The sequence below is a fragment of the Bradyrhizobium sp. USDA 3311 genome (assembly GCF_054062495.1).
The window spans coordinates 8,476,636-8,500,294 of the sequence record NZ_JBSSFI010000001.1 but is presented as its reverse complement, the minus strand read 5'-3'; the positions used below and the strand labels follow the sequence as shown (position 1 = coordinate 8,500,294).

General features: G+C 65.2%; 24 protein-coding genes. 15 read left to right on the top strand and 9 right to left on the bottom strand.

The genetic code is table 11. The annotated features are described in order from the left end of the window. Positions 1 to 330 precede the first annotated feature (330 nt). Complete coding sequence (locus tag ACVWW6_RS40435) at positions 331 to 1,146, top strand: response regulator transcription factor (protein ID WP_011085173.1); 816 nt, start codon at positions 331 to 333, stop codon at positions 1,144 to 1,146. 34 nt (positions 1,147 to 1,180) lie between these two features. Here the strand turns inward: ACVWW6_RS40435 and ACVWW6_RS40430 are convergent, their stop codons facing one another. Both ACVWW6_RS40430 and ACVWW6_RS40425 read right to left on the bottom strand, forming a co-directional pair. Then, on the bottom strand, positions 1,181 to 2,320 hold the full coding sequence (locus ACVWW6_RS40430) for an alpha/beta hydrolase family protein (protein ID WP_456682730.1): 1,140 nt from the start codon (positions 2,318 to 2,320) through the stop codon (positions 1,181 to 1,183). A 93-nt stretch (positions 2,321 to 2,413) separates the two neighbouring features. After that, entirely contained in the window at positions 2,414 to 2,800 is a 387-nt protein-coding gene (locus tag ACVWW6_RS40425; RefSeq protein WP_011085175.1) for a c-type cytochrome, read from the bottom strand. Between the two features lie 318 nt (positions 2,801 to 3,118). Here ACVWW6_RS40425 and pgm point away from each other — a divergent pair, with 318 nt between their 5' ends. The 5 genes from pgm (at position 3,119) to ACVWW6_RS40400 (ending at position 8,495) form a co-directional block, all read left to right on the top strand. Next, entirely contained in the window at positions 3,119 to 4,765 is a 1,647-nt protein-coding gene (gene pgm / locus ACVWW6_RS40420) for a phosphoglucomutase (alpha-D-glucose-1,6-bisphosphate-dependent) (protein WP_456682729.1), read from the top strand. A 291-nt stretch (positions 4,766 to 5,056) separates the two neighbouring features. Further along, positions 5,057 to 6,106 carry an aromatic ring-hydroxylating dioxygenase subunit alpha gene (locus ACVWW6_RS40415; protein ID WP_456682728.1) on the top strand — a complete coding sequence of 350 codons (1,050 nt, stop codon included), beginning with the start codon at positions 5,057 to 5,059 and terminating at the stop codon, positions 6,104 to 6,106. Positions 6,107 to 6,110: 4 nt separating this feature from the next. Beyond that, positions 6,111 to 6,869 carry a GntR family transcriptional regulator gene (locus ACVWW6_RS40410; RefSeq protein ID WP_060910794.1) on the top strand — a complete coding sequence of 253 codons (759 nt, stop codon included), beginning with the start codon at positions 6,111 to 6,113 and terminating at the stop codon, positions 6,867 to 6,869. A gap of 5 nt (positions 6,870 to 6,874) precedes the next feature. Further along, entirely contained in the window at positions 6,875 to 7,855 is a 981-nt protein-coding gene (locus tag ACVWW6_RS40405) for a PDR/VanB family oxidoreductase (protein WP_456682727.1), read from the top strand. A gap of 196 nt (positions 7,856 to 8,051) precedes the next feature. After that, positions 8,052 to 8,495, top strand: a complete 444-nt coding sequence (locus ACVWW6_RS40400; protein WP_038967373.1) for a DoxX family protein — start codon at positions 8,052 to 8,054, stop codon at positions 8,493 to 8,495. Positions 8,496 to 8,501: 6 nt separating this feature from the next. Here ACVWW6_RS40400 and ACVWW6_RS40395 read toward each other — a convergent pair whose 3' ends face one another. The 3 genes from ACVWW6_RS40395 to ACVWW6_RS40385 form a co-directional block, all read right to left on the bottom strand. Then, positions 8,502 to 8,651: a hypothetical protein gene (locus ACVWW6_RS40395; protein ID WP_166466020.1), complete on the bottom strand. Its 150-nt coding sequence runs from the start codon at positions 8,649 to 8,651 to the stop codon at positions 8,502 to 8,504. A gap of 186 nt (positions 8,652 to 8,837) precedes the next feature. Beyond that, positions 8,838 to 10,799: a putative bifunctional diguanylate cyclase/phosphodiesterase gene (locus ACVWW6_RS40390; RefSeq protein WP_161536140.1), complete on the bottom strand. Its 1,962-nt coding sequence runs from the start codon at positions 10,797 to 10,799 to the stop codon at positions 8,838 to 8,840. Between the two features lie 331 nt (positions 10,800 to 11,130). After that, entirely contained in the window at positions 11,131 to 11,496 is a 366-nt protein-coding gene (locus ACVWW6_RS40385) for a nuclear transport factor 2 family protein (RefSeq protein WP_456682726.1), read from the bottom strand. A 349-nt stretch (positions 11,497 to 11,845) separates the two neighbouring features. Between ACVWW6_RS40385 and ACVWW6_RS40380 the strand changes: the two genes are divergently transcribed. The 3 genes from ACVWW6_RS40380 to hemC are packed head-to-tail and all read left to right on the top strand — an operon-like array spanning position 11,846 to position 15,124. Next, a complete protein-coding gene (locus ACVWW6_RS40380) occupies positions 11,846 to 12,436 on the top strand; it encodes a TetR/AcrR family transcriptional regulator (RefSeq protein WP_161536138.1) in 591 nt (196 codons plus the stop codon). 55 nt (positions 12,437 to 12,491) lie between these two features. Next, positions 12,492 to 14,117 carry a GMC family oxidoreductase gene (locus ACVWW6_RS40375; protein WP_028175085.1) on the top strand — a complete coding sequence of 542 codons (1,626 nt, stop codon included), beginning with the start codon at positions 12,492 to 12,494 and terminating at the stop codon, positions 14,115 to 14,117. Between the two features lie 26 nt (positions 14,118 to 14,143). Then, on the top strand, positions 14,144 to 15,124 hold the full coding sequence (gene hemC, locus ACVWW6_RS40370) for a hydroxymethylbilane synthase (RefSeq protein ID WP_456682725.1): 981 nt from the start codon (positions 14,144 to 14,146) through the stop codon (positions 15,122 to 15,124). A 188-nt stretch (positions 15,125 to 15,312) separates the two neighbouring features. On the opposite strand, the gene hemE is transcribed toward hemC, so the two are convergent. Beyond that, positions 15,313 to 16,347 (bottom strand): uroporphyrinogen decarboxylase, encoded by a 1,035-nt coding sequence (gene hemE / locus ACVWW6_RS40365; RefSeq protein WP_161536136.1) that lies wholly within the window; start codon positions 16,345 to 16,347, stop codon positions 15,313 to 15,315. A gap of 106 nt (positions 16,348 to 16,453) precedes the next feature. Here hemE and ACVWW6_RS40360 point away from each other — a divergent pair, with 106 nt between their 5' ends. Both ACVWW6_RS40360 and ACVWW6_RS40355 read left to right on the top strand, forming a co-directional pair. After that, positions 16,454 to 16,669 carry a hypothetical protein gene (locus ACVWW6_RS40360; protein WP_060912948.1) on the top strand — a complete coding sequence of 72 codons (216 nt, stop codon included), beginning with the start codon at positions 16,454 to 16,456 and terminating at the stop codon, positions 16,667 to 16,669. Between the two features lie 172 nt (positions 16,670 to 16,841). Beyond that, positions 16,842 to 18,746 carry a sensor domain-containing diguanylate cyclase gene (locus ACVWW6_RS40355; protein WP_456682724.1) on the top strand — a complete coding sequence of 635 codons (1,905 nt, stop codon included), beginning with the start codon at positions 16,842 to 16,844 and terminating at the stop codon, positions 18,744 to 18,746. 23 nt (positions 18,747 to 18,769) lie between these two features. Here ACVWW6_RS40355 and ACVWW6_RS40350 read toward each other — a convergent pair whose 3' ends face one another. Both ACVWW6_RS40350 and trhO read right to left on the bottom strand, forming a co-directional pair. After that, positions 18,770 to 18,988, bottom strand: coding sequence for a SlyX family protein (locus tag ACVWW6_RS40350; RefSeq protein ID WP_011085189.1), 219 nt, complete (start codon positions 18,986 to 18,988; stop codon positions 18,770 to 18,772). Continuing rightward, positions 18,978 to 19,745, bottom strand: a complete 768-nt coding sequence (trhO, locus tag ACVWW6_RS40345) for an oxygen-dependent tRNA uridine(34) hydroxylase TrhO (protein ID WP_456682723.1) — start codon at positions 19,743 to 19,745, stop codon at positions 18,978 to 18,980. The genes ACVWW6_RS40350 and trhO overlap by 11 nt, the downstream gene beginning before the upstream one ends. 198 nt (positions 19,746 to 19,943) lie before the next feature. Here trhO and ggt point away from each other — a divergent pair, with 198 nt between their 5' ends. Beyond that, entirely contained in the window at positions 19,944 to 21,530 is a 1,587-nt protein-coding gene (gene ggt / locus ACVWW6_RS40340) for a gamma-glutamyltransferase (protein WP_456682722.1), read from the top strand. A gap of 84 nt (positions 21,531 to 21,614) precedes the next feature. After that, the gene (locus tag ACVWW6_RS40335) at positions 21,615 to 22,079 is read left to right on the top strand and encodes an FKBP-type peptidyl-prolyl cis-trans isomerase (RefSeq protein ID WP_011085192.1); all 465 of its coding nucleotides are present in this window, start codon (positions 21,615 to 21,617) and stop codon (positions 22,077 to 22,079) included. Between the two features lie 149 nt (positions 22,080 to 22,228). Here ACVWW6_RS40335 and ACVWW6_RS40330 read toward each other — a convergent pair whose 3' ends face one another. Beyond that, entirely contained in the window at positions 22,229 to 22,447 is a 219-nt protein-coding gene (locus ACVWW6_RS40330; protein WP_060910803.1) for a CsbD family protein, read from the bottom strand. A gap of 126 nt (positions 22,448 to 22,573) precedes the next feature. On the opposite strand from ACVWW6_RS40330, the gene ACVWW6_RS40325 reads away from it, so the two are divergent. Continuing rightward, a complete protein-coding gene (locus tag ACVWW6_RS40325; RefSeq protein ID WP_456682721.1) occupies positions 22,574 to 23,086 on the top strand; it encodes a cupin domain-containing protein in 513 nt (170 codons plus the stop codon). A gap of 131 nt (positions 23,087 to 23,217) precedes the next feature. Continuing rightward, complete coding sequence (locus ACVWW6_RS40320) at positions 23,218 to 23,646, top strand: VOC family protein (protein WP_028175078.1); 429 nt, start codon at positions 23,218 to 23,220, stop codon at positions 23,644 to 23,646. Positions 23,647 to 23,659 lie beyond the last annotated feature (13 nt).

The following is a 23,659-nucleotide window of genomic DNA, read 5'->3' as shown; positions in this document are numbered from 1 at the left end:
CCTACTCCAGCGTCCAGATCCCCCGGGGACTCACATTAGATTTGAAGTCCGCGGCGGGGCAAGCCGCATCGGGCGTCGGAGGCGCTGCCGTTTCTCCGAAGTGACGGGCTTCTTTGCATAAGCCGGTGGTTGAATCCGGGTCCCGATGTGCGCGGTCGGCCGTCTTGGGCCGGCTCCCGGCGCTCGCGCGAGCCGTGCCTGCGCGATGATGCGCGGGATGAGAATTGTGGGCCAATTCATACTTTATACGTCGAGACTGTGACCAATATTGTTTAGGCAACACAACACGCCTAGTATTCCAGCAGGCAATTTCGGGGGCTCGAACCAGTTGTGAATGTTCGTTCACAGGACAGCGCGTTGCGCGACGACTTGAACTTTCAGGCTGGGCCGCAAGCACACAGGACATCCACCATCGTGGCTGATCCCGCACGTCAGGACGTGCGTCCCGCAGGCCGCGAGCGGCTGATCGTCGTCGAAGACGATCCGGTGACGCGGACGATGCTGGTCGGCTACTTCGGCGAGAACAATTTCGACGTGGTCGGCGCCGGCTCCTGCGCGGAGTGCCGCCAGGCGCTGCGCGGGCGCGCCGACCTCATCTTCCTCGACGTGCAGTTGCCCGACGGCGACGGCTTCGAGCTCGCCAAGGAAATCCAGGCGACCAGCAACGCGGGCATCATCTTCGTGACCCGCCGCGACACCGACGTCGATCGCATCCTCGGCCTCGAGATCGCGGGCGACCACTACGTCACCAAGCCGATCAATCTGCGCGACCTGCTCGCGCGCGCCCGCAGCGTGCTGCGGCGGCGCTCGATCGACCGCAAGGCGGCGCGCAACCACAATTCGATCGCCTTCGGCGACTGGATCATCGATCTGACGCGGCGCGAGCTGCTCGGCAACGACGGCAAGCCGGTGTCGCTGACGCGGGCCGAGTTCGACCTGCTGGCGGCGCTTGTCGGCGCCGACGGCAGGCCGCTCAGCCGCGACTATCTGATCGAGGTCGTCAGCAACCGCCAGGCCGAGGTCGACATCCGCACGGTCGATGCGCTGGTGGCGCGGCTGCGCCGCAAGCTCGTCGGCAGCGGCACGCCCGTGATCGCGACCGTCACCGGCGTCGGCTACAAGCTCGCGCTCAGCGAACGGCTCTAGCCTCATCCGTCGAAAGACCTGATCGCCCTCGCGCCTACCGCGCGCGGGCGCTCTGGTCCGTTATTGTCCTTTGCGCGGCCCCGACCAGCCGGTCATCGACCGCGTAGAGCGCGCAGGTGGGCGACCATTTCATGCAGGCGCTCAGCGAATCGCGCTGGGCATCGTCGGCCGTCGCGCGCCCCGAACGCCAGCCGTAACCGCCGTTGGGCGACACCGCAAAAGCCTTGTGCGGCACGGTGCTGGCGAGATAGCGCGCGAACTCGGCGCGCGCGGCCTCGTTGAGCTGGCTCGGCGGCGGCAGCGGATCGGGCGGACTGAGGACGTCGTGGCCGAGCCCGCGCTCGCGCAGGAAGGCGTCCATATACGGCGTCCATTGCGGACGGCCGACCACGGAATAGAGATAATGGCCATCGTCGCCGTAAGGCGCCGCCGCGACGAATTTCACGTTGCCGCCGCCGCCGCGAAACCCGTCATAGAGCCGGTGGGCGAGATCGGGCCCGAAGAACAGGTCGTTGGTCGCGTAAACCCACAGCATCGGCACGCGGGACGTCTTGCCGAAGGTGGCGAAGGCCTGCACCAGCCCACCCTCGTTGCAGACGTCGTCGTCCTCGCGCGAGCCGCGGCCGCCGGCAAAGCTGATCGCGGCGACGAGACCGGCCGGTGCCTGCGCCGTCAGCGCGACGGTGGCGAGCCCGCCGGCGGAATGGCCGGCCGCGATCATGCCCGATGTCGTGACGTCGGCCCGACGCGCCATCGCATCGATCGCCGCGCGCAAATCCGCGACCGCAACCGCCGCCGCGGGCAGGTAGGCCGCGTTGGCGCAGCCGCCGACGCTGTCGACGCGTCCACCGGGCGAGGTGCCGTAGCCGCGCCGCATCACGATCAGCGCAGCAAAGCCGCGCCGGGCGTATTCCAGCGCGATGCCGTAATATTTGTGCGCGGACATGGTCGCGCGGTCGTCGAAATTGCGCGGCGAGCCGTGGCTGAGCAGCGCGAGCGGATAGCGCTTCGTCCCCGCCGGGCGCACCAGGAAAGCTTCCAGCCCCTGCGGCCCGGCCTCCGTCATCGGGATGCGGAGGTCCTCGGTGTAGAACTCGGCGGCGTTCGCGCGAGCCGCAGCCCCCGCGATGGCGAGCAAGATAAGCACGGGCAGATGCCAGCGCGCGAGGTCCATGCGTGGATGATTCTCCGTGGCCGCGCGGATCATAACAGAACCGCATGACCCGGCGAACGGGCGTTGCCCGGATCTAGCGTCCGCCCCGATCGTTCATCTCAACGTCTGAAGATAGGCGATGACATTGGCCCGGTCTGCGGGGTTCGGCAGCCCCTTGAAGAACATCTTGACGCCGTGGACGTCGCCGCGGGGGTCGGCGAGATAGGCGTCCAGCGTTGTTGGCGTCCAGGCCTGCTTGTTGGCCTTCATTGCATCAGAATAGGCGAAGTCCGGGACGATTGCGGGCTTGCGGTCGATGACATTCCAGAGACTTGGGCCGACCTTGTTCACCCCGATCACCGCCGCGTGGCAGTTCTCACAGGTTCGCTGGAAGACGGCCTTGCCCCTCGCCGGATCGCCCTCCGCGGCGGAGGCGGACGACGTGGCCAAAGACGATGTGGCCAAGGCCAGCATGAGCACGAAGATCAGACGACCGGTCATCTTAGTCTACTCCCCCACGGAATCAGCCAAGGAATCAGCCAAGGGATCAGGCGGCTAATCCCGCAAATCCCCCGCCTTCGTTCATCAATCGGAAAGCAGCGTGCCCTACGCGGCGCGGCGGCGTCTTTGTCCTGCATCAACCGATATCCGGGACCAAAGTACGAGGGCGCGCCATGCGTAATCGCCATGGATCATCCTGTGCGGATTGGCGTTGTCGGTTGATCGTTGACCGGAGCGCGGCATCGGGCCGGTTTGGCGACGGGCTGGCCGATGGTATGGTGTTCTAGTGCGTCGTTCGAAGGGTACAGGGGAGTTGCAGTGGCAGAAGTTGATCCCGCGGCGGGTAAGCCGGTTGCGCCGAGCGCGCTCGCCAATATTCCGCGGCTGGTGACGGCCTATTTCGCCGGCAAGCCGGACGTGGCTGATCCGGCGCAACGGGTGGCGTTCGGCACCTCCGGCCATCGTGGCACCTCGTTCAGGAACACCTTCAACGAGGGCCATATCCTCGCGACCACGCAGGCAATTTGTGACTACAGAAAGGAGAAGGGGCTGACCGGCCCGCTCTTCATCGGCATCGACACCCACGCGCTGGCCGAGCCGGCGCTGGTCAGCGCCGTCGAGGTGTTCGCGGCGAACGGCGTCGACGTCATGATCGACAAGGACGGCGGCTACACGCCGACGCCTGTCATCTCGCACGCGATCCTCACCTACAACAAGGGCCGCACGTCGGGCCTCGCGGACGGCGTCGTCGTCACGCCCTCGCACAATCCGCCGGAAGACGGCGGCTACAAATACAATCCGCCGCATGGCGGCCCGGCCGACACCGATGCGACCTCCGTCGTCGAGAAGCGCGCCAATGCCTATCTCGCCGACGGGCTCAGGGGCGTCGCGCGCATGGACTATGCCAGGGCGAAAAAGTCCGCGACCGTCCACGCCTACGACTTCATCACGCCCTACGTCGCCGATCTCGGCAACGTCGTCGATCTCGATCTCGTCAAATCTGCCGGCATCAATATCGGCATCGACCCGCTCGGCGGCGCCGCCGTGCATTACTGGCATCCGATCATCGAGCGCTACGGCCTCAAGGCCACGGTGGTGAACGAGGCGATCGATCCGACCTTCCGCTTCATGACCGTCGACTGGGACGGCAAGATCCGCATGGACTGCTCCTCGCCTTACGCGATGGCGAGCCTGATCGCGATGCGCGACCGCTTCGACGTTGCCTTCGCCAACGACACCGATGCCGACCGCCACGGCATCGTGACGCGCACCGGCGGCCTGATGAATCCGAACCATTATCTGGCGACCGCGATCTCGCATCTGTTCGCGCATCGCCCGAACTGGAGCAAGGACGCCGCGATCGGCAAGACCGTGGTGTCGAGCTCGATCATCGACCGCGTCGCCAAGAAGCTCGGCCGCAAGCTGGTCGAGACGCCGGTCGGCTTCAAATGGTTCGTCGACGGCCTCCTCACGGGCGGCTTCGGCTTCGGCGGCGAGGAGAGTGCAGGGGCCTCGTTCCTGCGCCGCGACGGCACGGTGTGGACGACCGACAAGGACGGCATCATCCTCGGCCTGCTCGCCGCCGAGATCATGGCGAAGACCGGCCGCGATCCGAGTCAGCTGTTTGGCGACCTCACGGCCGAGTTCGGCGTGCCGCATTACGCGCGCATCGACGTCGCGGCGACCACACCGCAGAAGAACATCTTGAAGTCCGTCACGCCCGAGCAGCTCGGCCTGAAGGATCTCGCCGGCGATCCCGTCCGCGCCACGCTGAGCAAGGCGCCCGGCAACGGCCAGCCGTTCGGCGGCATCAAGGTCGAGACCGATTTCGGCTGGTTCGCAGCGAGGCCGTCGGGGACCGAGGACGTCTACAAGATCTACGCGGAGAGTTTTCGCAGCCCCGAGCACCTGAAGCGGATTCAGGAAGAGGCCCGGGCCGGGCTGGCGAAGGTGTTCGGGGCGTAGTTGCCCTTAAGAGCAGAGCAAAATCACACGCGCTCACGATAGATCGTCATGCCCGGGCTTGTCCCGGGCATCCACGTTCTTCGCACCGCGTGGCAACGCGTGGATGGCCGGGACAAGCCCGGCCATGATGCTATTGAGGCGCTAGTGACTAAGCTCTCAGGCCATATGCGGTAGTGATGTATACTGGGTAGCCTATAATGGTAATTTAGTAGGGCTATTTCGGCCTTGAATGGCTCTTTTTCCTCCTTTATTGTATACATAACGTATTCATAAGCCGTGGGAGTGAGATCGATGACAAAACCCTTCCCGATGAACGCCTGGTACGCCGCCGCCTGGGACGCCGAGGTGAAGCCGGCGCTCTTGCCGCGGACGATCTGCGGCAAGCACGTGGTGATGTACCGCAAGGCCGACGGCTCGGTGGCCGCGCTGGAGGATGCCTGCTGGCATCGCCTGGTGCCGCTGTCCAAGGGCCGGCTCGAGGGCGACACCGTCGTCTGCGGCTATCACGGCCTGAAGTACAATGCGCAGGGGCGCTGCACCTTCATGCCCTCGCAGGAGACCATCAATCCCTCGGCCTGCGTGCGCGCCTATCCCGTGGTCGAGCGGCATCGCTACATCTGGCTCTGGATGGGCGACCCCGCGCTGGCCGATCCCGCGCTCGTGCCCGACATGCACTGGAATCACGATCCGGCCTGGGCCGGCGACGGCAAGACCATCCGCGTCAATTGCGACTACCGTCTCGTGCTCGACAATCTCATGGACCTCACCCACGAGACCTTCGTGCACGGCTCCTCGATCGGCAACGACGCGGTCGCCGAAGCCCCCTTCGACGTCACCCATGGCGAGAAGACGGTGACGGTGACGCGCTGGATGCGGAACATCGAGCCGCCGCCGTTCTGGGCCAAGCAGCTCGGCAAGCCCGGCCACGTCGACCGCTGGCAGATCATCCGCTTCGAGGCGCCCTGCACCATCGCCATCGACGTCGGCGTGGCGCCGACAGGCACCGGCGCGCCGGAAGGCGACCGCTCGCAGGGCGTCAACGGCTTCGTGCTCAACACCATCACGCCGGAGACGGAGAAGACCTGTCACTATTTCTGGGCCTTCGTCCGCAACTATCAGATCGGCGAGCAGCGCATCACCACCGAAATCCGCGAGGGCGTCTCCGGCATCTTCCACGAGGACGAGCTGATCCTCGAAGCGCAGCAGCGCGCGATGGACGAGAACCCGGATCGCGTCTTCTACAACCTCAACATCGACGCCGGCGCGATGTGGACGCGCAAGCTGATCGACAAGATGGTGGCGAAGGAAAACGCGCCGCAGCACCTTCAGGCCGCGGAGTAGCGATATGGCCGAGCGCGAGGTCGACCGCTCCGTCTCGCAGACCGTGAAGGCGCAGCTCGCACTGCGCGACCAGATCCTGTCGGGGTCCTTGCGTCCCGGCGAGCGCATCTCCGAGCTTCAGGCGGTGGAGACGACGGGTGCCTCGCGCACGCCGGTGCGCATGGCGCTGGTGCGGCTGGAGGAGGAGGGCCTGCTCGAGGCGATCCCCTCCGGCGGCTTCATGGTGAAGGCGTTCTCCGAGCGCGACATCTCCGATTCCATCGAGCTGCGCGGCACCTTAGAAGGACTCGCCGCGCGCTTTGCCGCCGAGCGCGGCGTCTCCGCGCGCGAGCTCGAGCCGTTGAAGGAATGTCTCGCCGCGATCGACGAATTGCTGCGCCAGGTGCCGATCTCGGTCGACGCCTTCTCGTCCTATGTCACGCTGAACGCGCGCTTCCACGCGCTGCTGACGGAATTGTCGCGCAGCCCGCCCTTGATCCGGCAGATCGACCGCGCCTCCGCGCTGCCATTCGCCTCGCCAAGCGGTTTTGTGATGGCGCAATCCGCATTGCCCGAAGCCCAACAGATCCTGATCATCGGGCAGGAGCACCACCGCGTCGTCATCGACGCCATCGAAAACCGCGAGGGCGCGCGCGCCGAAGCGATCATGCGCGAGCACGCGCGGCTCGCCGTGCGAAACCTGCGGCTCGCGCTGCGCAACCGGACCCATCTCGACCTCTTGCCGGCGCTCGCGCTGATCAAGACCGCAACCGACCAGGGCTAGTCACCATGCGCTTCATCGAAACCTGGACCCCGGCGACGCTCGTCTCGACGCGTGACCTTGCGCCCGGCATCCGCGAATTCCTGATCCTGCCCGACCAGTTCGACGGCGCCGCCTATCCGGTCGGCAGCCACATCAATGTCAGCGTGACCATCGACGGCCTGCCGGAGACGCGGTCCTATTCGCTGGTCGGCGAGGCCTCCTCGCGTGGCTTGCGGATCGCGGTGCGCCGCGCCGAGGATTCCCGCGGCGGCTCGCGCTATATGTGGCAATTGGCACCGGGCGCGCGGCTCGACATCACGCAGCCCGCCTCGCTGCTCGCGGTCGACTGGGCGCGCGACAATTATTGCTTGATCGCCGGCGGCATCGGCATCACCCCGATTCTCGGCGCGGCGCAGGCGCTGGCGCGGCGAGGGGCAAACGTCACGCTGCACTATGCCGTGCGCTCGCGTAGCGAGGCCGCCTATCTCGACGATCTTGCCGGGATGCTCGGCGACCGCCTGGTGGTCCATGCGAGCGACGAAGGCCGCCGGCTCGATCTCGACGCGCTGTTCGCGTCATTGCCGCAAGGTGCGCTGGCGCTGTTCTGCGGCCCGATGCGGATGCTGGATGCCGCGCGCCACGCCTGGATCGGCGCCGGCCATCCGCTTCCCGATCTCCGCTACGAAACCTTCGGCTCCAGCGGCACGCTGCCGACCGAGACGTTTCGCGTGCGCTTGAAGGACACGGACATCGAGCTCGAAATTCCCCGCGAGCGCTCGATGCTGGACGTGCTCAATGCCAGCGGGCATGACGTGATGTACGACTGCAAGCGCGGCGAATGCGGGCTGTGTGCCATCGACGTGGTCGAGGTCGATGGCGAGATCGACCATCGCGACGTCTTCTTCAGCGACCATCAGAAACAGAGCAACCAGAAGATCTGCGCCTGCGTCTCCCGTGCCCGCGGCACCATCACCGTGGACACGTTGCTGCGCGCGGACGCGATCTGACCGGGCTGGAAGGCGTACCCGGAAAACGCGATCGGCCTGAAGGCTTGCGCATCCGCTCTGCGTGACGAAGCGGGCTTCGTTTGCCGCGCCAACGAGCCGGCAAGAGCGCTTCGTACGGTCCACCAATCATGATAGGATTGCTCTCGGCAGTCAAAGTGTTCAGCCGGTCTTGGACAACAAGGGTGGAGGTTCTGCCATGAAATCCAATTCGGTCTCGCGGGCAGTCGATGAGTTCGCCACAGGGAGTGCCGACTCGCTGATTTTGATCGGCCGCGTTCTGCTCGCGTGGGTATTCGTCGGAAGCGCCTACGGAGCAATATCCGACTTCAGCGGCTCCGTGGGTTATTTCAGGTCCCTGCACCTTCCAGCACCTGAGCTGTTCACCATGACGAACATCGCACTGGAAGTATTGATATCCGTTGGTTTGATATTGGGCGTCGGCACGCGCTACTGCGCAATTCTGACGTTTGTGTTCGTCGTGGCGGCAACGGCTATCGCGCACCGCTACTGGGAGTATCCCGCGGGCGCGCAGCAGATTGGTCAATACAACCATTTCCTGAAGAACATCTCGATCATGGGAGGCGCGATGTTGATCTTCGTCACCGGGGCAGGCCGGTTCAGTTTCGATCGGGCATCGTAGCCGACATCACTTCAAGTTGGGCTTGAAAGCTTCCGCGATCACGCGGCGGACGCTCTTTGAGAGCGGTTTCAGGGCCTTGCTCAGGAAGGCGAACAGAAGCATCAGCCATGTCGCAAGCGCGGCGCACCACAGCACGACGTCAAATATCTCAGGCATGATGATGCCCCTCAAAAATGACTACTCTGAAATGGGGGCAAGTGTTGCTTAGTGGAGCCGACACAGCAAGTCATCTTTAGAGGTAGCGCGCCGAAACACTCGGAAACCACTCTCAGAACAGCGGGTAGCCTTAGGTCATGGAAGCAGACCAATCCCATGATACCGGCGACTTTCCGACTGTATGCTCTACGCCGCGTAGGTCGCCACCAACTTTTTCGTGTCGAGCAGCGCGAGCACGCCATCGGCCGACACCGGCCGGCTGATCAGATAGCCTTGGACTTCGTCGCAACTGATCTGGCGCAGATATTCGAGCTGGTCGGCAGTCTCGACGCCCTCGGCGACCACGGCGATGCGCAGGTCGCGTGCGAGCGAAATCACCGACTTCACGATCGCGGCACAGTCGGGCTGCACCAGCATGTCGCTGATGAAGGACTGGTCGATCTTGATGCGGCTGAACGGCAGCTTGCGCAAGTAAGTCAGTGACGAGAACCCGGTGCCGAAATCATCCAGCGCCACGGTGACGCCGAGTTGCAGCAGCGCGTTCAGGATCGACGCGGCCGAGCCGTATTTCGACAGCAGCATCGATTCCGTGATCTCGACCTCGAGCCGGCTGGGCGAGACCTTCGCGTCGGCCAGCGCCTGCACGATGGTCTGGAGGATGCCGGTGTTGTGAAACTGCGCCGCGGAGAAATTCACCGCGACCCTGATCTCTTCGGGCCAGTCCGCCAGCGTGGCGCAGGCACGCCGGATCACCCATTCGCCGATCTCGTGGATCAGCCCTGTCTCCTCGGCGATGGGGATGAACTCACTCGGCGGCACCAGTCCGCGCGAGGGATGCTGCCAGCGCAACAGCGCCTCGAAGCCCGTGATCCGGTTCTCGGCGAGGTCGAGGAACGGCTGGAACGCCAGGAACAGCTCGTCCCTGGCGATCGCGCCCTCGAGGTCCGATTGCAGCGCCTTGCGGTCGCGCGACACCCTGTCGTCGCTGTCCTCGAAGAAACAGACCGTGCCGGGTCCCGCCTTCTTGGCGCGGTAGAGCGCGGCGTCGGCATTCTTCATGACGTCGAGCGCCGTGTTGCCGTCCCGTGGCGCCAGCACGATGCCGACGCTGGTTGCGCCCACGATCTGGCGGCCTTCGATCGGGAACGGCTCGGCGAACGACGCGACGAAGCGCTCGGCGATCTCGAGCGCATCTTCGGGCCGTGCCAGATTGGCCATCACCAGCGCGAACTCGTCGCCGCCGATGCGCGCGACGTGCTCGGCTGCGCGGGTGCAGCGTTGTAGGCGGCTTGCGACCTGGACCAGGAATTCGTCGCCGGCGGGATGGCCGAACTTGTCGTTGACCTCCTTGAAGCGATCGAGGTCGAGCAGCAGCACCGCGAACTCTTCGCCCGACAGGGCCAGCCGCTTCAAGGCGGCATCGAGCGTCTCGTTGAAGGCGAAGCGGTTGGGCAGATGCGTCAACGGATCCTGCCGCACCGTGCGCTCGGCCTCGACCTGCCGTATCACGCGCCGCGCAAACGAGAACGAATTGACGAACACGGCGCGGAGCAGCACGGTCCCGTAGACCGCCACCAGGATGGCGATCAGCAAATAGGCCACATCGTTGCTGCGTCCAAGGCAGATGGCGATCCCGAGGAAGAGGGGCGCCGTGAATGCGATCGCCGCGATCGGAATCGTGGCGAAGGCAAATGCACCGCCGGCAAGCATCCCGGAGCACAGGCAGGTGATGACGAGTTTTCCGCCGGTGTCGGCGTCGGCGAAGAAGGCGACCGGTACGATGCCCCAGACAGCCCCGAGCACGAAGGCATTGCGCACCAGCCGGTGCACGGCGCGCCGCGAGACGAATTGCGGCTTGGTGATGCGGCGCGAGGCATGGGATTGCACACCGAACGCGATTGCGGCGCCGGCCACGGTGACCGCCCAGATCAGGGCGAACGCCCTGTCCGGCGACTGCCACAGCGCGATCGCCAGCACGGCGGCGTTGCAGGCATTGGCGAGCATGATGCCGACCGAATAGCCGAGCACCAGCGACATCTGTTCTGCGCGGATGTGACCGGCCAGCGCCTCGTCGGTTGCGGGACCGCCGAACGCTGACAGATCGCCGGCGAACAGCCGCGCGAAATAGGTGGTCAGTTGAGTCCGCATTCCAGAGCCTAGCAGGATGGGCCGTTCGTCCGGCTCGATCGGGAGAATTCGCTGCAAACCTTTGACGAACTATGAATTATCCCCGCTTGGCACGGTCGCCGCGACCACTTCTGCGTGTTCCAATCGACAGTATCGATAACAAATCGATACAAATGCGGCACCCCGCGTTACGGTTGTAACGCGAGGAACATTTCGCCACCAATTCTGCTGTCATGCCCCGCGAAGGCGGGGCATCCAGTACGCAGCGGCCTATCGGATCAATCACCGGCGCTGGTGGAATACTGGATCGCCCGCCTTCGCGGGCGATGACACCGGTGTCCGGGAGACGCGATCACCGCCCCAGCTGCTTCGGGTCGTAATAGAACCGTTCTTCGATCAACTCGTCACCCCGCCAGGTCTGCCACGCGATCTCATCCAACGTTCGGACGACCCCTTCAGCACTGGTGAAGCTGAACCGCCAGCGTGTCGCGACAGTGTCGCCCTCGATCAGGCTCGGCCCGATGCGCGCGGCCTTGACCTCCTTGGTCGCTGCCAGCACACCGCGCTCTTTCGCTGCCAGTGCTTCCCGGCCGACAGTCGGCGCGGCGTTGTTTTCATAGGTGGCGGCGCCGGGCGCATAGAATTGTTCGATCGCGCCGACGAAGTCCCCGTCCTCCAGCCGCTTTGCAAAAGCTTCGACGATCTCACGGCTCGGCATGGCGCACCTTTCGATTAAAACCGACTGTTGGTCGGTAAATACCGACCGGTAGTCGAAAAGTCAACTGGCTGCGTGAAGCGAATTCGATTACACGAGATTGATGAGATGAAGCCCAGCCAGTGCCTCAACGAAGATGCGTTCCCCCCTTGTGGGGGAGGGCTAGGAGAGGGGTAGCTCAGCAAAGAGTGCCAGTTGTTGATGATGCACCGAACGGATGCGCGATCGATGGAATCCCCGCGTGGCACCCCCCTAACTGACCCTCCCCCACAAGGGGGGAGGGAACGGAAAGAGCGTCGCTCGTGGCCGAACTCGCTTCGATCTCAACTCACCGCGCTATAGACGAGACGACATGGCGAAACAGGCGGAGCGGCGGGCGGCGACATCGGAGGCGATCCTGGCGGCGGCGCGCCGCCTGTTCGGGACGCAGGGCTTTGCCGCCACCACGATGGACGAGATTGCACAAGCGGCCTCCGTCGCCAAGGGCGCGGTCTACCATCACTTCAAGACCAAGGAGGCAGTGTTCGAGGCCGTATTCGACCTGGTCTCGCGCGACCTCGTCGCGGAGATCGACAGCACCGCGCGGGCCGAGAAGGACGTGCTCGCCGCGATGGTCGCCGGCACCCAGCATTACTTTGCAGCGACCGCCAAGGGCCCGACCGGTCAGATCATCCTGCGCGACGGCCCGGCCGTGCTGGGCTGGGAGCGTTGGCGAGAGATCGACGCGCAGCATTTTGGCGGCAAGCTGCCGCGCGCGATCGCGGCCGCGATGGAGGCCGGCCTGATCGCGCGGCAGCCGGTCGAGCCGCTGGCGCGGCTGCTGCTCGGTGCGGTCACGGAGGCTGCGGTCGCCTGCGCCGGACGCGCGGATATCGCAAGGGCGGGCGCGGAATATGCCCGTGCGTTCAAGTCGCTGGTCGAGGCGCTGCGTCTGCGCGCATGATCGTGGTAAGTGACGAAACTGGAAACGCCCACACCAACAAGAACACTGGCAAGACATGACCGCAAACTCCTCTCTCGCACCAATCGATCCCGAATTCGACTACATCATCGTCGGCGCCGGCTCCGCCGGCTGCGTGCTCGCCAACCGCCTGTCTGCGGACGGCAAGCACAGCGTGCTGCTGCTCGAGGCCGGCCCGAAAGATTCCAACATCTGGATCCACGTGCCGCTCGGCTACGGCAAACTGTTCAAGGAGAAGAGCGTCAACTGGATGTACCAGACCGAGCCGGAGCCCGAGCTGAAGGGGCGCCAGGTGTTCCAGCCGCGCGGTAAGACGCTGGGCGGCTCGAGCTCGATCAACGGCCTGCTCTATGTTCGCGGCCAGCACGAGGACTATGACCGCTGGCGCCAGCGCGGCAACACCGGCTGGGGCTATGACGACGTGCTGCCCTATTTCAAGAAGGCCGAGAGCCAGTCGCGCGGCGCCGACCAGTATCACGGCAGCGACGGCCCGCTGCCGGTCTCCAACATGACCGTGACCGATCCGCTGTCGAAGGCCTTCATCGACGCCGCGGTCGAGACCGGTCTGCCCTACAATCCCGATTTCAACGGCGCCACGCAGGAAGGCGTCGGCCTGTTCCAGACCACGACGCGCAACGGCCGCCGCGCCTCGACGTCGGTCGCCTATCTCGGCCCGGCGAAGACGCGCGGCAACCTCAGGATCGAGACCGAGGCGCTCGGCCAGCGCGTGCTGTTCGAGGGCCGCCGCGCCGTCGGCGTCGAGTATCGGCAGGGCGCAACTGTGCGCCGTGCCCGCGCGCGCAAGGAGATCGTGCTATCGAGCGGCGCCTACAATTCGCCGCAGCTGCTGCAACTCTCCGGCGTCGGCCCCGGCGATCTGCTGCGCAAGCACGGCATTGACGTGGTGCTGGATGCGCAAGGCGTCGGCCACGATCTCCAGGACCACATGCAGGTCCGCATCGTGATGCGCTGCTCGCAGAAGATCACGCTCAACGACACCGTCAATCATCCGCTCCGCCGCACGCTCGCCGGCGCGCGCTATGCGCTGTTCCGGAAGGGCTGGCTGACGATCGCGGCCGGTACGGCGGGCGCGTTCTTCAAGACCAGCCCGCGGCTCGCCTCGCCCGACATCCAGGTCCACTTCCTGCCGTTCTCGACCGACAAGATGGGCGAGAAGCTGCACGATTTCTCCGGCTTCACCGCCTCGGTCTGCCAGCTCCGCCCCGAAAGCCGCGGGACCTTGCGGATCCGGAGCGCCGACCCGACCGTGCCGCCGGAAATCCGCATCAACTACATGTCTACCGAGACCGATCGCACCACCAACGTCGAGGCCCTGAAGATCCTGCGCAAGATATTGAATGCGCCGGCGCTGAAGCCGTTCGTGGTCAGCGAATACGATCCCGGGGCGAAGGTATCCACGGATGGAGAGCTGCTCGATTATTGCCGCGAGCGTGGCAGCACCATCTACCATCCGACCTCGACCTGTCGTATGGGCAACGACGCGCTCGCGGTGGTGGACCAGCGGCTGAAGGTGAGGGGGCTCGAAGGCCTTCGCGTCGTCGACGGCTCGGTCATGCCGGACCTCGTGTCGGGGAACACCAACGCGCCGATCATCATGATCGCCGAAAAGGCCTCTGACATGATATTGGAGGATGCGCGGTAAAACCCGCGCGAGAAGGAGCAGACAGTTTGGCTACGCGACTGAAGATCGGCACACGCAAGAGCGCGATGGCGCTGGCACAGACGGAAGAGATCGCGCGCCGCCTGACCGCCGCCGTGCCCGGTCTCGACGTCGAGATCGTCAAGTTCGACACCACGGGCGATCTCGACCAGACCAGCAAACTGTTGCCGCATGGCGGCAAGGGCGGCGCCTTCGTGGCGCAGATCCGCGCCGCCGTTCTGTCGGGTGAGCTCCAGGCGGCGATGCATTCGCTGAAGGACATGCCGGGCAACGAGGACACGCCCGGCCTCGTCATCGGCGCCACGCTGTCACGCGATCCGCCAAGCGATGCGCTGGTGCTGCGCGACGGCGTGACGCTGGAGGCGCTGCGCCAGTCGCGCGGCAAGGGTTTCAAGATTGGCACCAATGCCGTCCGCCGGGCCGCCTATGCGCGGCGGTTGTTCCCCGATGTAGAAGTGATCCACTTCCGTGGGGCTGCTGACACGCGCGTGCGAAAGCTCGACAATGGCGAGAAGCAGCGCCTGCCGGATGGCGGCGCGGTGGGGCCGGCGGATGCGCTAATCATGGCGCGCTCGGGCCTTGATCGCGTTGGTCTGGCGAGCCGCATTGCCTGCGAGTTTACGCCGGCGGAGATGTTGCCGGCGGCGGGGCAGGGCATCGTCGCCGTCGAATGCGCCGCGCAGGACTGGCAAACGCGAAAAATCCTGTCATCGATCGACGATCCCTCTGCACACGCCTCTGCCGATGCCGAGCGCGAAGTGCTGTGGGTGCTGAACGGCCACTGCAATTCGCCGGTGGCGGGCTTCTCGACCATCGCAGGCGGTCAGATGTCGCTCACCGCATCCGTGCTCGACCTCTCCGGCAACACCATCATCGAAGCCTCGCGCACAGGCCCCGCTAACCGGCCGCGTGAGCTTGGCCGTGCGGTGGGACTTGAACTGCTGGGGAAGGGCGCTGCCGAGATCATCGAGCGCAGTCGGCCGCGCTAGCCTGCTGCTAAACGATCGTCGGTGCGATCATGTAATTCTGCGCCTGTCTTGCCCGACGAGTCAAACGTGACCGCGGCAGGGCTCAGAACCATGCCGACCGAAATTCTCCAATGATTTGTACTGTGCATCTACTGTGCATGGGGTTGTTTTCGCGTTTTTTGTTTCCGCCCCTTCGGGGGCGGGACTTGTCACCCCCGCACGCGCTTCAGCATCTGCTCTACATGGGCGATCGGCGTTTCCGGCTGGATGCCGTGACCGAGATTGAAGATGAAGCGCCCTTGCGCAAAGTTCGCCAGCACGTTGTCGATCGCGCGGTCGAGCGCGGCCCCACCCGTGATCAGCACCAGCGGATCGAGATTGCCCTGCACGGCGACGCGTGATTGCACGCGCTCGCGGATGAAGGCCGGCTCCGCGGTCCAGTCGATGCTGACGCCGTTGACGCCGGTCGCCTCGACATAACCAGGCAATTGCGCGCCGGCGCCGCGGGGAAAGCCGATGATCTTCGCGTCCGGCACTTTTGCGCGCACGCCCTCGACGATGCGCCGCGTCGGCTCGACCGACCAGCGCGCGAACTCGGCGGGCGGCAGCACGCCGGCCCAGGTGTCGAAGATCTGCAAGGCATTGGCACCGGCTGCGAGCTGCGCCAGCAGATACTCGATCGAGTTGTCGACCAGCACGTCGATGATTTTCGCGAACGCGTCCGGATGCCGGTACGCCATCATCCGCGCCGGGGCCTGGTCGGGCGTGCCGTGGCCCGCGACCATGTAGGTCGCCACCGTCCACGGCGCGCCACAGAAGCCGATCAGCGCGGTCTTGGGATCGAGTGCGCCGCGCACGATCTTCAGCGCATCGAACACCGGCGCGAGCTTGCCGAAGTCGGCGCGCGGGGCGAGCGTGGCGACCTTCGCAGGATCATCCAGCGGCTCGAGCCGCGGACCTTCGCCGACCTCGAAGCGCACGGACCGGCCGAGCGCGTAGGGGATCACCAGGATGTCCGAGAAGATGATCGCCGCGTCGAAGCCGAATCTCCGGATCGGTTGCAGCGTGACCTCGGCGGCAAGTTCCGGGTTGAAGCAGAGATCGAGGAAGCCGCCGGCCTTCGCCCGCACCTCGCGATATTCCGGCAAATAGCGGCCGGCCTGGCGCATCATCCACATCGGCGGGATGGCTTGGCGCTGGCCGGAGAGCACGTCGATGAAGGGCTTTGTCGCTGACTGGGGCACGAAGGATCCTGAGCAAGGTTACGGCTCCTGATACACCGCCGCGGCCTTCAGCGGAACAGGGGAACAAGCGCAATTGGGCCGCGTTGACCAACCAATGGAGGAGATCATGGTTGAGTCATTCAATCCCGCGCCGCACGACAAGCACGCCGACGATCTGCATGAGGCACTCGTCGCCGATCGCCATGCCAAGCTCGATACCGGGCTCAAGGACAGCTTCCCGGCGTCCGATCCCGTGAGTGTCGCCCAGCCGACACCCTCGAAGGCCGATGCGGATGCGGACAATCCCTCGCTCTGGGACAAGGTTAAGGCCATCTTCAGCTAGCGGGAGGGGCGCCGGATTCCGATAGGTTCGCTAATACCCTGTTAGCGATGCGCTGATCCTTGCGTCCGTAGGACTACGGGAAAGCGCAGGTATCACGGTGTATTTCGGCAGTCATTTCAGAGTTCAATAACAGAAGCGGCAGAGTTTCCGAACGATCGGAGAATTCTGCCGCATGAGCGCTGCTACCCAACGAGCCGGATGGAGCCGCCTGCCGCTACGCGCGGCGGCGTTTGTCGTGCTGACCTGCGCGACCATCCTCGGCGTCAGCGCCTGGCGTGAATGGGCAGCTCGCGACGCGGTGCTCAAGGGCGCCGAGACCGAGATGGCGAACGTTGCGCGCTCGCTGACGCAGCATGCCGAGGACAGCCTCGATCTGCTCGATTCCGGCGTCGTCGGCGTCGTCAGCCGGCTGGAGATGGACGGCACCGACCCTGCCACGATCGCCAAGCTCAGAAACCTCATGGAGGTGCGCAAGAAGGCGACGGAGCGCGTGCACAGCTTCGCCATCATCGACGACCATGGCAACTGGCTGACCTCGCCCGGCACGATCGGCTCGACGCTCAGCGACGACGCGTTCTTCCGCCATCACCAGCTCTCCCCGAAACGAGAGGCCCATCTCGGCCGTCCCGTGAAGAGCCTGCTCGATGGCGAATGGGTCCTCACCCTGTCGCGCCGCTTCAACAAGCCGGACGGCAGCTTTGGCGGCGTGGTGCTCGCGACCATCAGCTCCGGATATCTGTCGCATTTCTACGAGCAGTTCGAGATCGGCCGCAACAGCTCCGTGGCGCTGACGCATGGCGACGGCCTGATCGTCGCGCGCTACCCGAGCAACGAGAAATTCGTCGGACGCAGCGTCGCCGACAAGCCGCTGTTCCGCAACCCGAGCCTGCAACGGCCGAGCGGCGCCTATCACTTCAAGTCGCCGCTGGACGGCGCCGAACGCGTCAGCTTCTTCAAGCGCTCTGGCCGCTATCCGTTCTTCCTGCTCGCCACCGTTGACAAGGACCAACTGCTGGCGCCCTGGCGCGCCGCCGCGATTTCCCGCATGCTGTATGTGCTCGCGCTGGTCATGTTGATCGCGATCATCGGCGCGGTGCTGGTGCGGCAGTTGCAGCGGGGCCAGCGCATGGCGGCGGCCCTGGTCGAGAAGGAAGCACATTTCCGCCTGCTCGCAGAAGGCTCCAGCGACATGGTGACCCGTATCGGGCTCGACGAGCGGCTGCGCTATGTCTCTCCCTCGTCGGTCCGCGTCGTCGGATGGCGGGCCAGCCAGTTGATCGGAACGCCCGCGCTCGCGGGCGTTCACGCGGACGACCTGCCGCAGGTCCAGGCCCTCGTCGATGCCATGAAGCGCGGCGAGAAGGACGAGGTGCGCGTCACCTATCGCAACTCGCACCGGCAGAAGGGCGAAGTCTGGCTCGAATCGACCATGCGGGTGACACGCAAGGACAACGGCAACGTCGACGGCGTGGTCGCGATCTCGCGCGACATCACCGAGCAGAAGACGCTGGAAACCAGGCTCGAGACGCTCGCGACCGAGGACAGCCTCACCGGGCTTGCCAACCGCCGCTGCTTCGACGACCGTCTGAACGACGAATGGGCGCGTGCCTATCGCGACCGCTCCAGCCTCGCCCTGCTCATGATCGACGTCGATCATTTCAAGGCCTACAACGACGAATATGGCCATCCCGCGGGTGACGCCTGCCTGCGCGTGGTCGCAAGGATCCTCGCGGCCGAGATGCACCGCGCCGGCGATCTGGCGGCGCGCTACGGCGGCGAGGAATTCGCCATGCTGCTCCCCAATACCGATGCGGCCGGCTGCGCCCGGATCGGCGAGCGGATCCGCGAGGCCATTCACCAGGCAGGCCTCGTCCACGCCTCGAGCCCGATTTCGGCATCTGTGACCGTCTCGCTTGGCGGCGCGACCTGCCGGCCGTCGTTCGAGCGCACCGCAGGGTCCGCTTCGCTGGTGGAGGCCGCCGACCGCGCGCTCTACGCCGCCAAGGATATGGGCCGTGACCGGCTGATGATGTCGGGCGAGGTCATGAACTTGCTGCCCAAAGCGTCCGGTCAGTAAAGGCCGTCCGGCAGCAATATCGCTCAATAATGCGGCGGGCGCTCGTTGGCGGGGCCCGGCGCATTCGTCTCGGCCTCCTGCAGCCGCTCACTGAGCTGCGCGATCTGCCGCGTCAGCGCGTCGATCTGCTTCCACTGCGCGGTGATGGTCTGGTTCAGCGTCTCGATCGTGTCGTCCTGGTAGGCGAGGCGTGTCTCCAGCGTGTCGATGCGCTCGCTCAGCGTCTTGATCTCATTGGTCACGTGTTGCGTCCTTGTCCCGTTCCCGCAGTCCGTGGCCGAGCGCGACGCGCTCGTCGAACACGAAGCATTCGCCGCGCCAGCGGCTCTGCGCTTCCGGCACTTCTTCCAGATATTTCAGGATGCCGCCCTTGAGGTGATAGACCTCGGCAAAGCCGCGCGCGAGCAGGTGCGCGCTCGCCTTCTCGCAGCGGATGCCTCCGGTGCAGAACATCGCGATCCTGCGGTGTTTTGCCGGATCGAGCCGTTCCGCGGCAAAGTCCTTGAACTGGCCAAAGCTCTTGATACCGGGATCGACCGCGCCCTCGAACGTGCCCATCGCCACCTCGAAGGCGTTGCGGGTGTCCAGCACCAGCGTGTCCGGCGCCGCGATCAGCGCGTTCCAGGCGGCGGCATCGACATAGGTGCCGACCTGCCGGGTCGGATCGGCAGCCGCGTCCCCGAGCGTGACGATCTCCTTCTTCAGCCGCACCTTGAGCCGGCCGAACGGCATCGCCTCGGCGGTCGAGAATTTCAGCTCGAGATTGTCCAGCCGGCCGCCGAACATGACGCCATGGGCGAGCTCATGGGCGAAGGCGTCGATGGCGTCAGGCGCGCCGGCGATCGTGCCGTTGATGCCCTCCTGCGCCAGCAGCACGCTCCCCTTCAGCGCCAGGCCAGCGCAGAACGCGCGCAGCGGCTCGCGCAGCTCGCGGTAATCGGGCAGGTCGGCGAACTGGTAGAAGGCGGCGACCTTGGTGACCGAATTAGTGTCAGACATGGGGCTCGTTTAGCAGGCGGCCGGCGCCCAGAAAACCCGCATGGCCGGAGCTTGCAAAAGGTCTATACGCCCAGCGGATGGCAGCCATTTCCCTGGCATGCCAGCATTGCCCCGGCGGGCCGGAATGTGTCATGTAAGCCCGGTTTTTCCGAGAGGGCGCGCCGTGCGCGTGCACGGCCCAAGAGAGCAAGAATTCGCATGAGAAACTTCCATTTCCCCGGCAGGTCCACGGTTCACGCCACCAACGCGATGGTGGCGACCTCGCATCCGCAGGCCTCGCTGGCCGCGATCGAGGTGCTGCGCGAGGGCGGCACGGCAGTGGACGCGGCTGTGGCCGGCTCGGCCGTGCTCGGCGTGATCGAGCCGCAATCGACCGGCATCGGCGGCGACTGCTTCGCGCTGATCCAGCCGCGCGGTGAAGGCAAGATCATCGCCTATAACGGCTCCGGCCGGGCACCGAAGGCGGCGAATGCCGACTGGTATCTCGAGCGCAAGATCACGTCCGTGCCGCTGACCTCGGCGCATGCGGTCTCGATCCCCGGCGTGATCGACGCCTTCGCGACCGTGCTGCGCGATCACGGCAAGTTCGGCTTCGACCGCCTGCTCCAGCCCGCGATCAAGGCGGCCGAGGAAGGCTACGTCGTCGCCCCCCGCATCGCGTTCGACTGGAAGAACCAGTTCGAGAAGCTGAAGGGCGGCACCAACACCGTGCGTTACCTGTTGCCGGGCGGCAAGCCGCCGGTGGCCGGCGACGTCATCCGCCAGGCCGAGCTCGGCAAGACGCTGCGCGCGATCGCCAAGGACGGCCGCGACGCCTTCTACAAGGGCGCGATCGCGGAAGACATGGTCGAGACCCTGCGCGGCATCGGCGGCCTGCACACGCTCGACGATTTCGCCGCGCATACCACCGAAGTGACGACGCCGATCGGCACCATGTATAAGGGCTACGACGTCTGGCAGTGCCCGCCGAACGGCCCGGGCGTCACTGCGCTTCTGATGCTCAACATCCTGTCGCGCTTCGACCTGACCAAGTATGCGCCCGTCAGCGTCGAGCGCTTCCATCTTGAGGCTGAAGCCGCGCGCATCGCCTACATGAACCGCGAGATGCATGTCGCCTCGCCCGACCACATGAAGATCAACGTCGCAGAGATGCTCGAAAAGGGCTTTGCCGACGAGTGCATCAGCAAGATCCGCATGGACGGCATGCTCGACCTGCCGAACGTCGCGCCGCCGATGAACCCCTCGACCATCTACATCACGGTGGTGGACAAGGACCGCAACGTCTGCTCGTTCATCAATTCGGTCGCGCATTCCTTCGGCTCGGCGATCGTCTCGAACAAGACCGGCGTGCTGCTCCAGAACCGCGCCGGTGGCTTCCGCATCCAGCCGGGCCATCCGAACTGCATCGAGGGCGGCAAGCGCCCGCTCCACACGATCATGCCGGGCCTGCTCACCAAGGGCGGCCGTTCCACGATGCCGTTTGCGGTGATGGGCGGCCAGTACCAGCCGACCGGCCAGACCCATCTGTTGACCAACATCCTCGACTATGGCTGCGACGTGCAGGAGGCGATCGACATGCCGCGCGGCCTGCACTACGAGGGCCAGTACCAGCTCGAGGACAGCGTGCCGGCCGACATCGTCGAGGGCCTGAAGAAGCTCGGCCACAAGACCACCAGCGTGGTCGGGCCGCTTGGCGGCGCCCAGGCGATCTGGATCGACTGGGACAAGGGCACGCTCACCGGCGGTTCCGATCCGCGCAAGGACGGCTGCGCGCTCGGGTATTGATCGAGGGCCAGAGCTGCAACGTTACGGCTGGAAACTGCACCCTCGTTGCGCTAGACACCTCCCGCCTCAAACGGAAGGTGTCTTATGCAGCGTTTCCAGCGCGTGCTCCTCGCCATCATGTCGGCACTCGCGATCACCGTGATCGCCGGCGTGTCCGATTTCGTTTCCACCACGGCCTCGGCCCAGACCGCAGGAAAGACCATGACCACAGCTTCAGGCTTGCAAATCATCGACACCGCCGTCGGCACCGGCGCCTCGCCGCAGCCCGGCCAGATCTGCGTGATGCACTATACCGGCTGGCTTTATGAAAACGGCCAGAAGGGCAAGAAATTCGACTCCTCGGTCGATCGCAAGGAGCCGTTCGAGTTTCCGATCGGCAAGGGCCGCGTGATCGCCGGCTGGGACGAAGGCGTCGCCTCGATGAAGGTCGGTGGCAAGCGCACGCTGATCATCCCGCCGCAGCTCGGCTATGGCGCGCGCGGCGCCGGCGGCGTGATCCCGCCGAACGCGACGCTGATGTTCGACGTGGAATTGCTCGCGGTGAAGTGACGCGCAGCGTCATTCCGGGATGGTCCGCAGGACCAGGCCCGGAATCTCGAGATTCCGGGTTCGCTTCGCGCCCCGGAATGACGGTGCGAATGGACAAAACAAAAAGACCGGCCTTGCGGCCGGTCTTTTCGTTTGCAGCTCTGCGCGCGTCACTCTGCCGCGCGCCTCGCTGCAGCCGCGGCGCGATCGATCGCTTCCTTCGCGGCGTCCTTGGCATCGCCCATGGCCTGCTGGCCCTTGCCCTTCACCTCCTGGACTGCGCCTTCGCCCTTCAGGCGGTCGGAACCGGTTGCCTCGCCGATGCCCTGCTTGGCCTTGCCGATCGCCTCGTTGGCGTTGCCTTTGATCTTGTCGGTCGTGCTACCCATGAAACTCTCCTTCCAGTTCTATCGCGGGGACAACACGGGACGACTACGAGCGTTCCTTTTTTGGTATGGCTTGATGCCGCGGCTTTGGTTAGTTTGCCGCGCACGGAACCAACAGAAAGCAAGATCATGACGGGCCATGACCACACGCATTCCCACCATGAACACGATCATGACGATCGCTGGAAACATGACGGCGTGCGCGTCATTCCCGGCAACCAGCTCGATACCAACGTGCCGTCGACGGCCGGCATGGACCGCGCGGCCGCCATCAATTTTGCACGCGTCGGTGCGCAGAAATTGTGGGCGGGCACGGTCAGCATCAAGCCCGACGCCAAGACCGGTGCACATCACCACGGCCATCTCGAAAGCGTCATCTATGTGGTGAAGGGCAAGGCGAGGATGCGCTGGGGCGAGAGCCTGCAATTCACCGCGGAGGCCGGCCCCGGCGATTTCATCTTCGTTCCGCCCTACGTGCCGCACCAGGAGATCAACGCCAGCCCCGATGAGGTGCTGGAATGCGTGCTGGTGCGCAGCGACGGCGAGGCGGTGGCGATCAATCTCGACATCGAGCCGGTCGAGAAGCCGGAGACCGTGCTGTGGATCGATCCGGTGCACCGGGACCCGAACGAGAAGAAGTAAGGCCGGCCCGGGCCTGCCGGTTCTGTGCGACAGAACTACGGCAGGCGGGCCTGAAAAAAATATCCGGAAGCCGTGTCGGATGGCCGTCTGCCCGTCCGTCCTTGGGCAGAACCCCGCCCAAGGAGCTTCCGATGCCCAAGATGATCTTCGTCAACCTGCCGGTGACCGACCTCAAGCGCGCCACGGCCTTTTATGAGGCGGTCGGCGCGGTCAGGAACCCGCAGTTCTGCGACGATACGGCGAGCTGCATGGTCTTCTCCGAGACCATTTTCGCCATGCTCCTGACCCACGACAAATTCCGCCAGTTCACACCCAAGCCGATTGCGGATGCGAAGACCTCGAACCAGGTGCTGCTCTGCCTGTCGGCCGACAGCCGCGACGAAGTCGACGCCATCGTCGGCAAGGCCGAGGTCGCGGGCGGGGTGGCCGATCCCAGCCCGAAGGATGAGTACAGCTTCATGTACGGCCGCAGCTTCGAGGATCCGGATGGCCATATGTGGGGTGTGAATTGGATGGACCTCGCGGCATTCGCCGCGCAGTCCGAGATGGCGAACGCCTGATCGAAAATCCGAG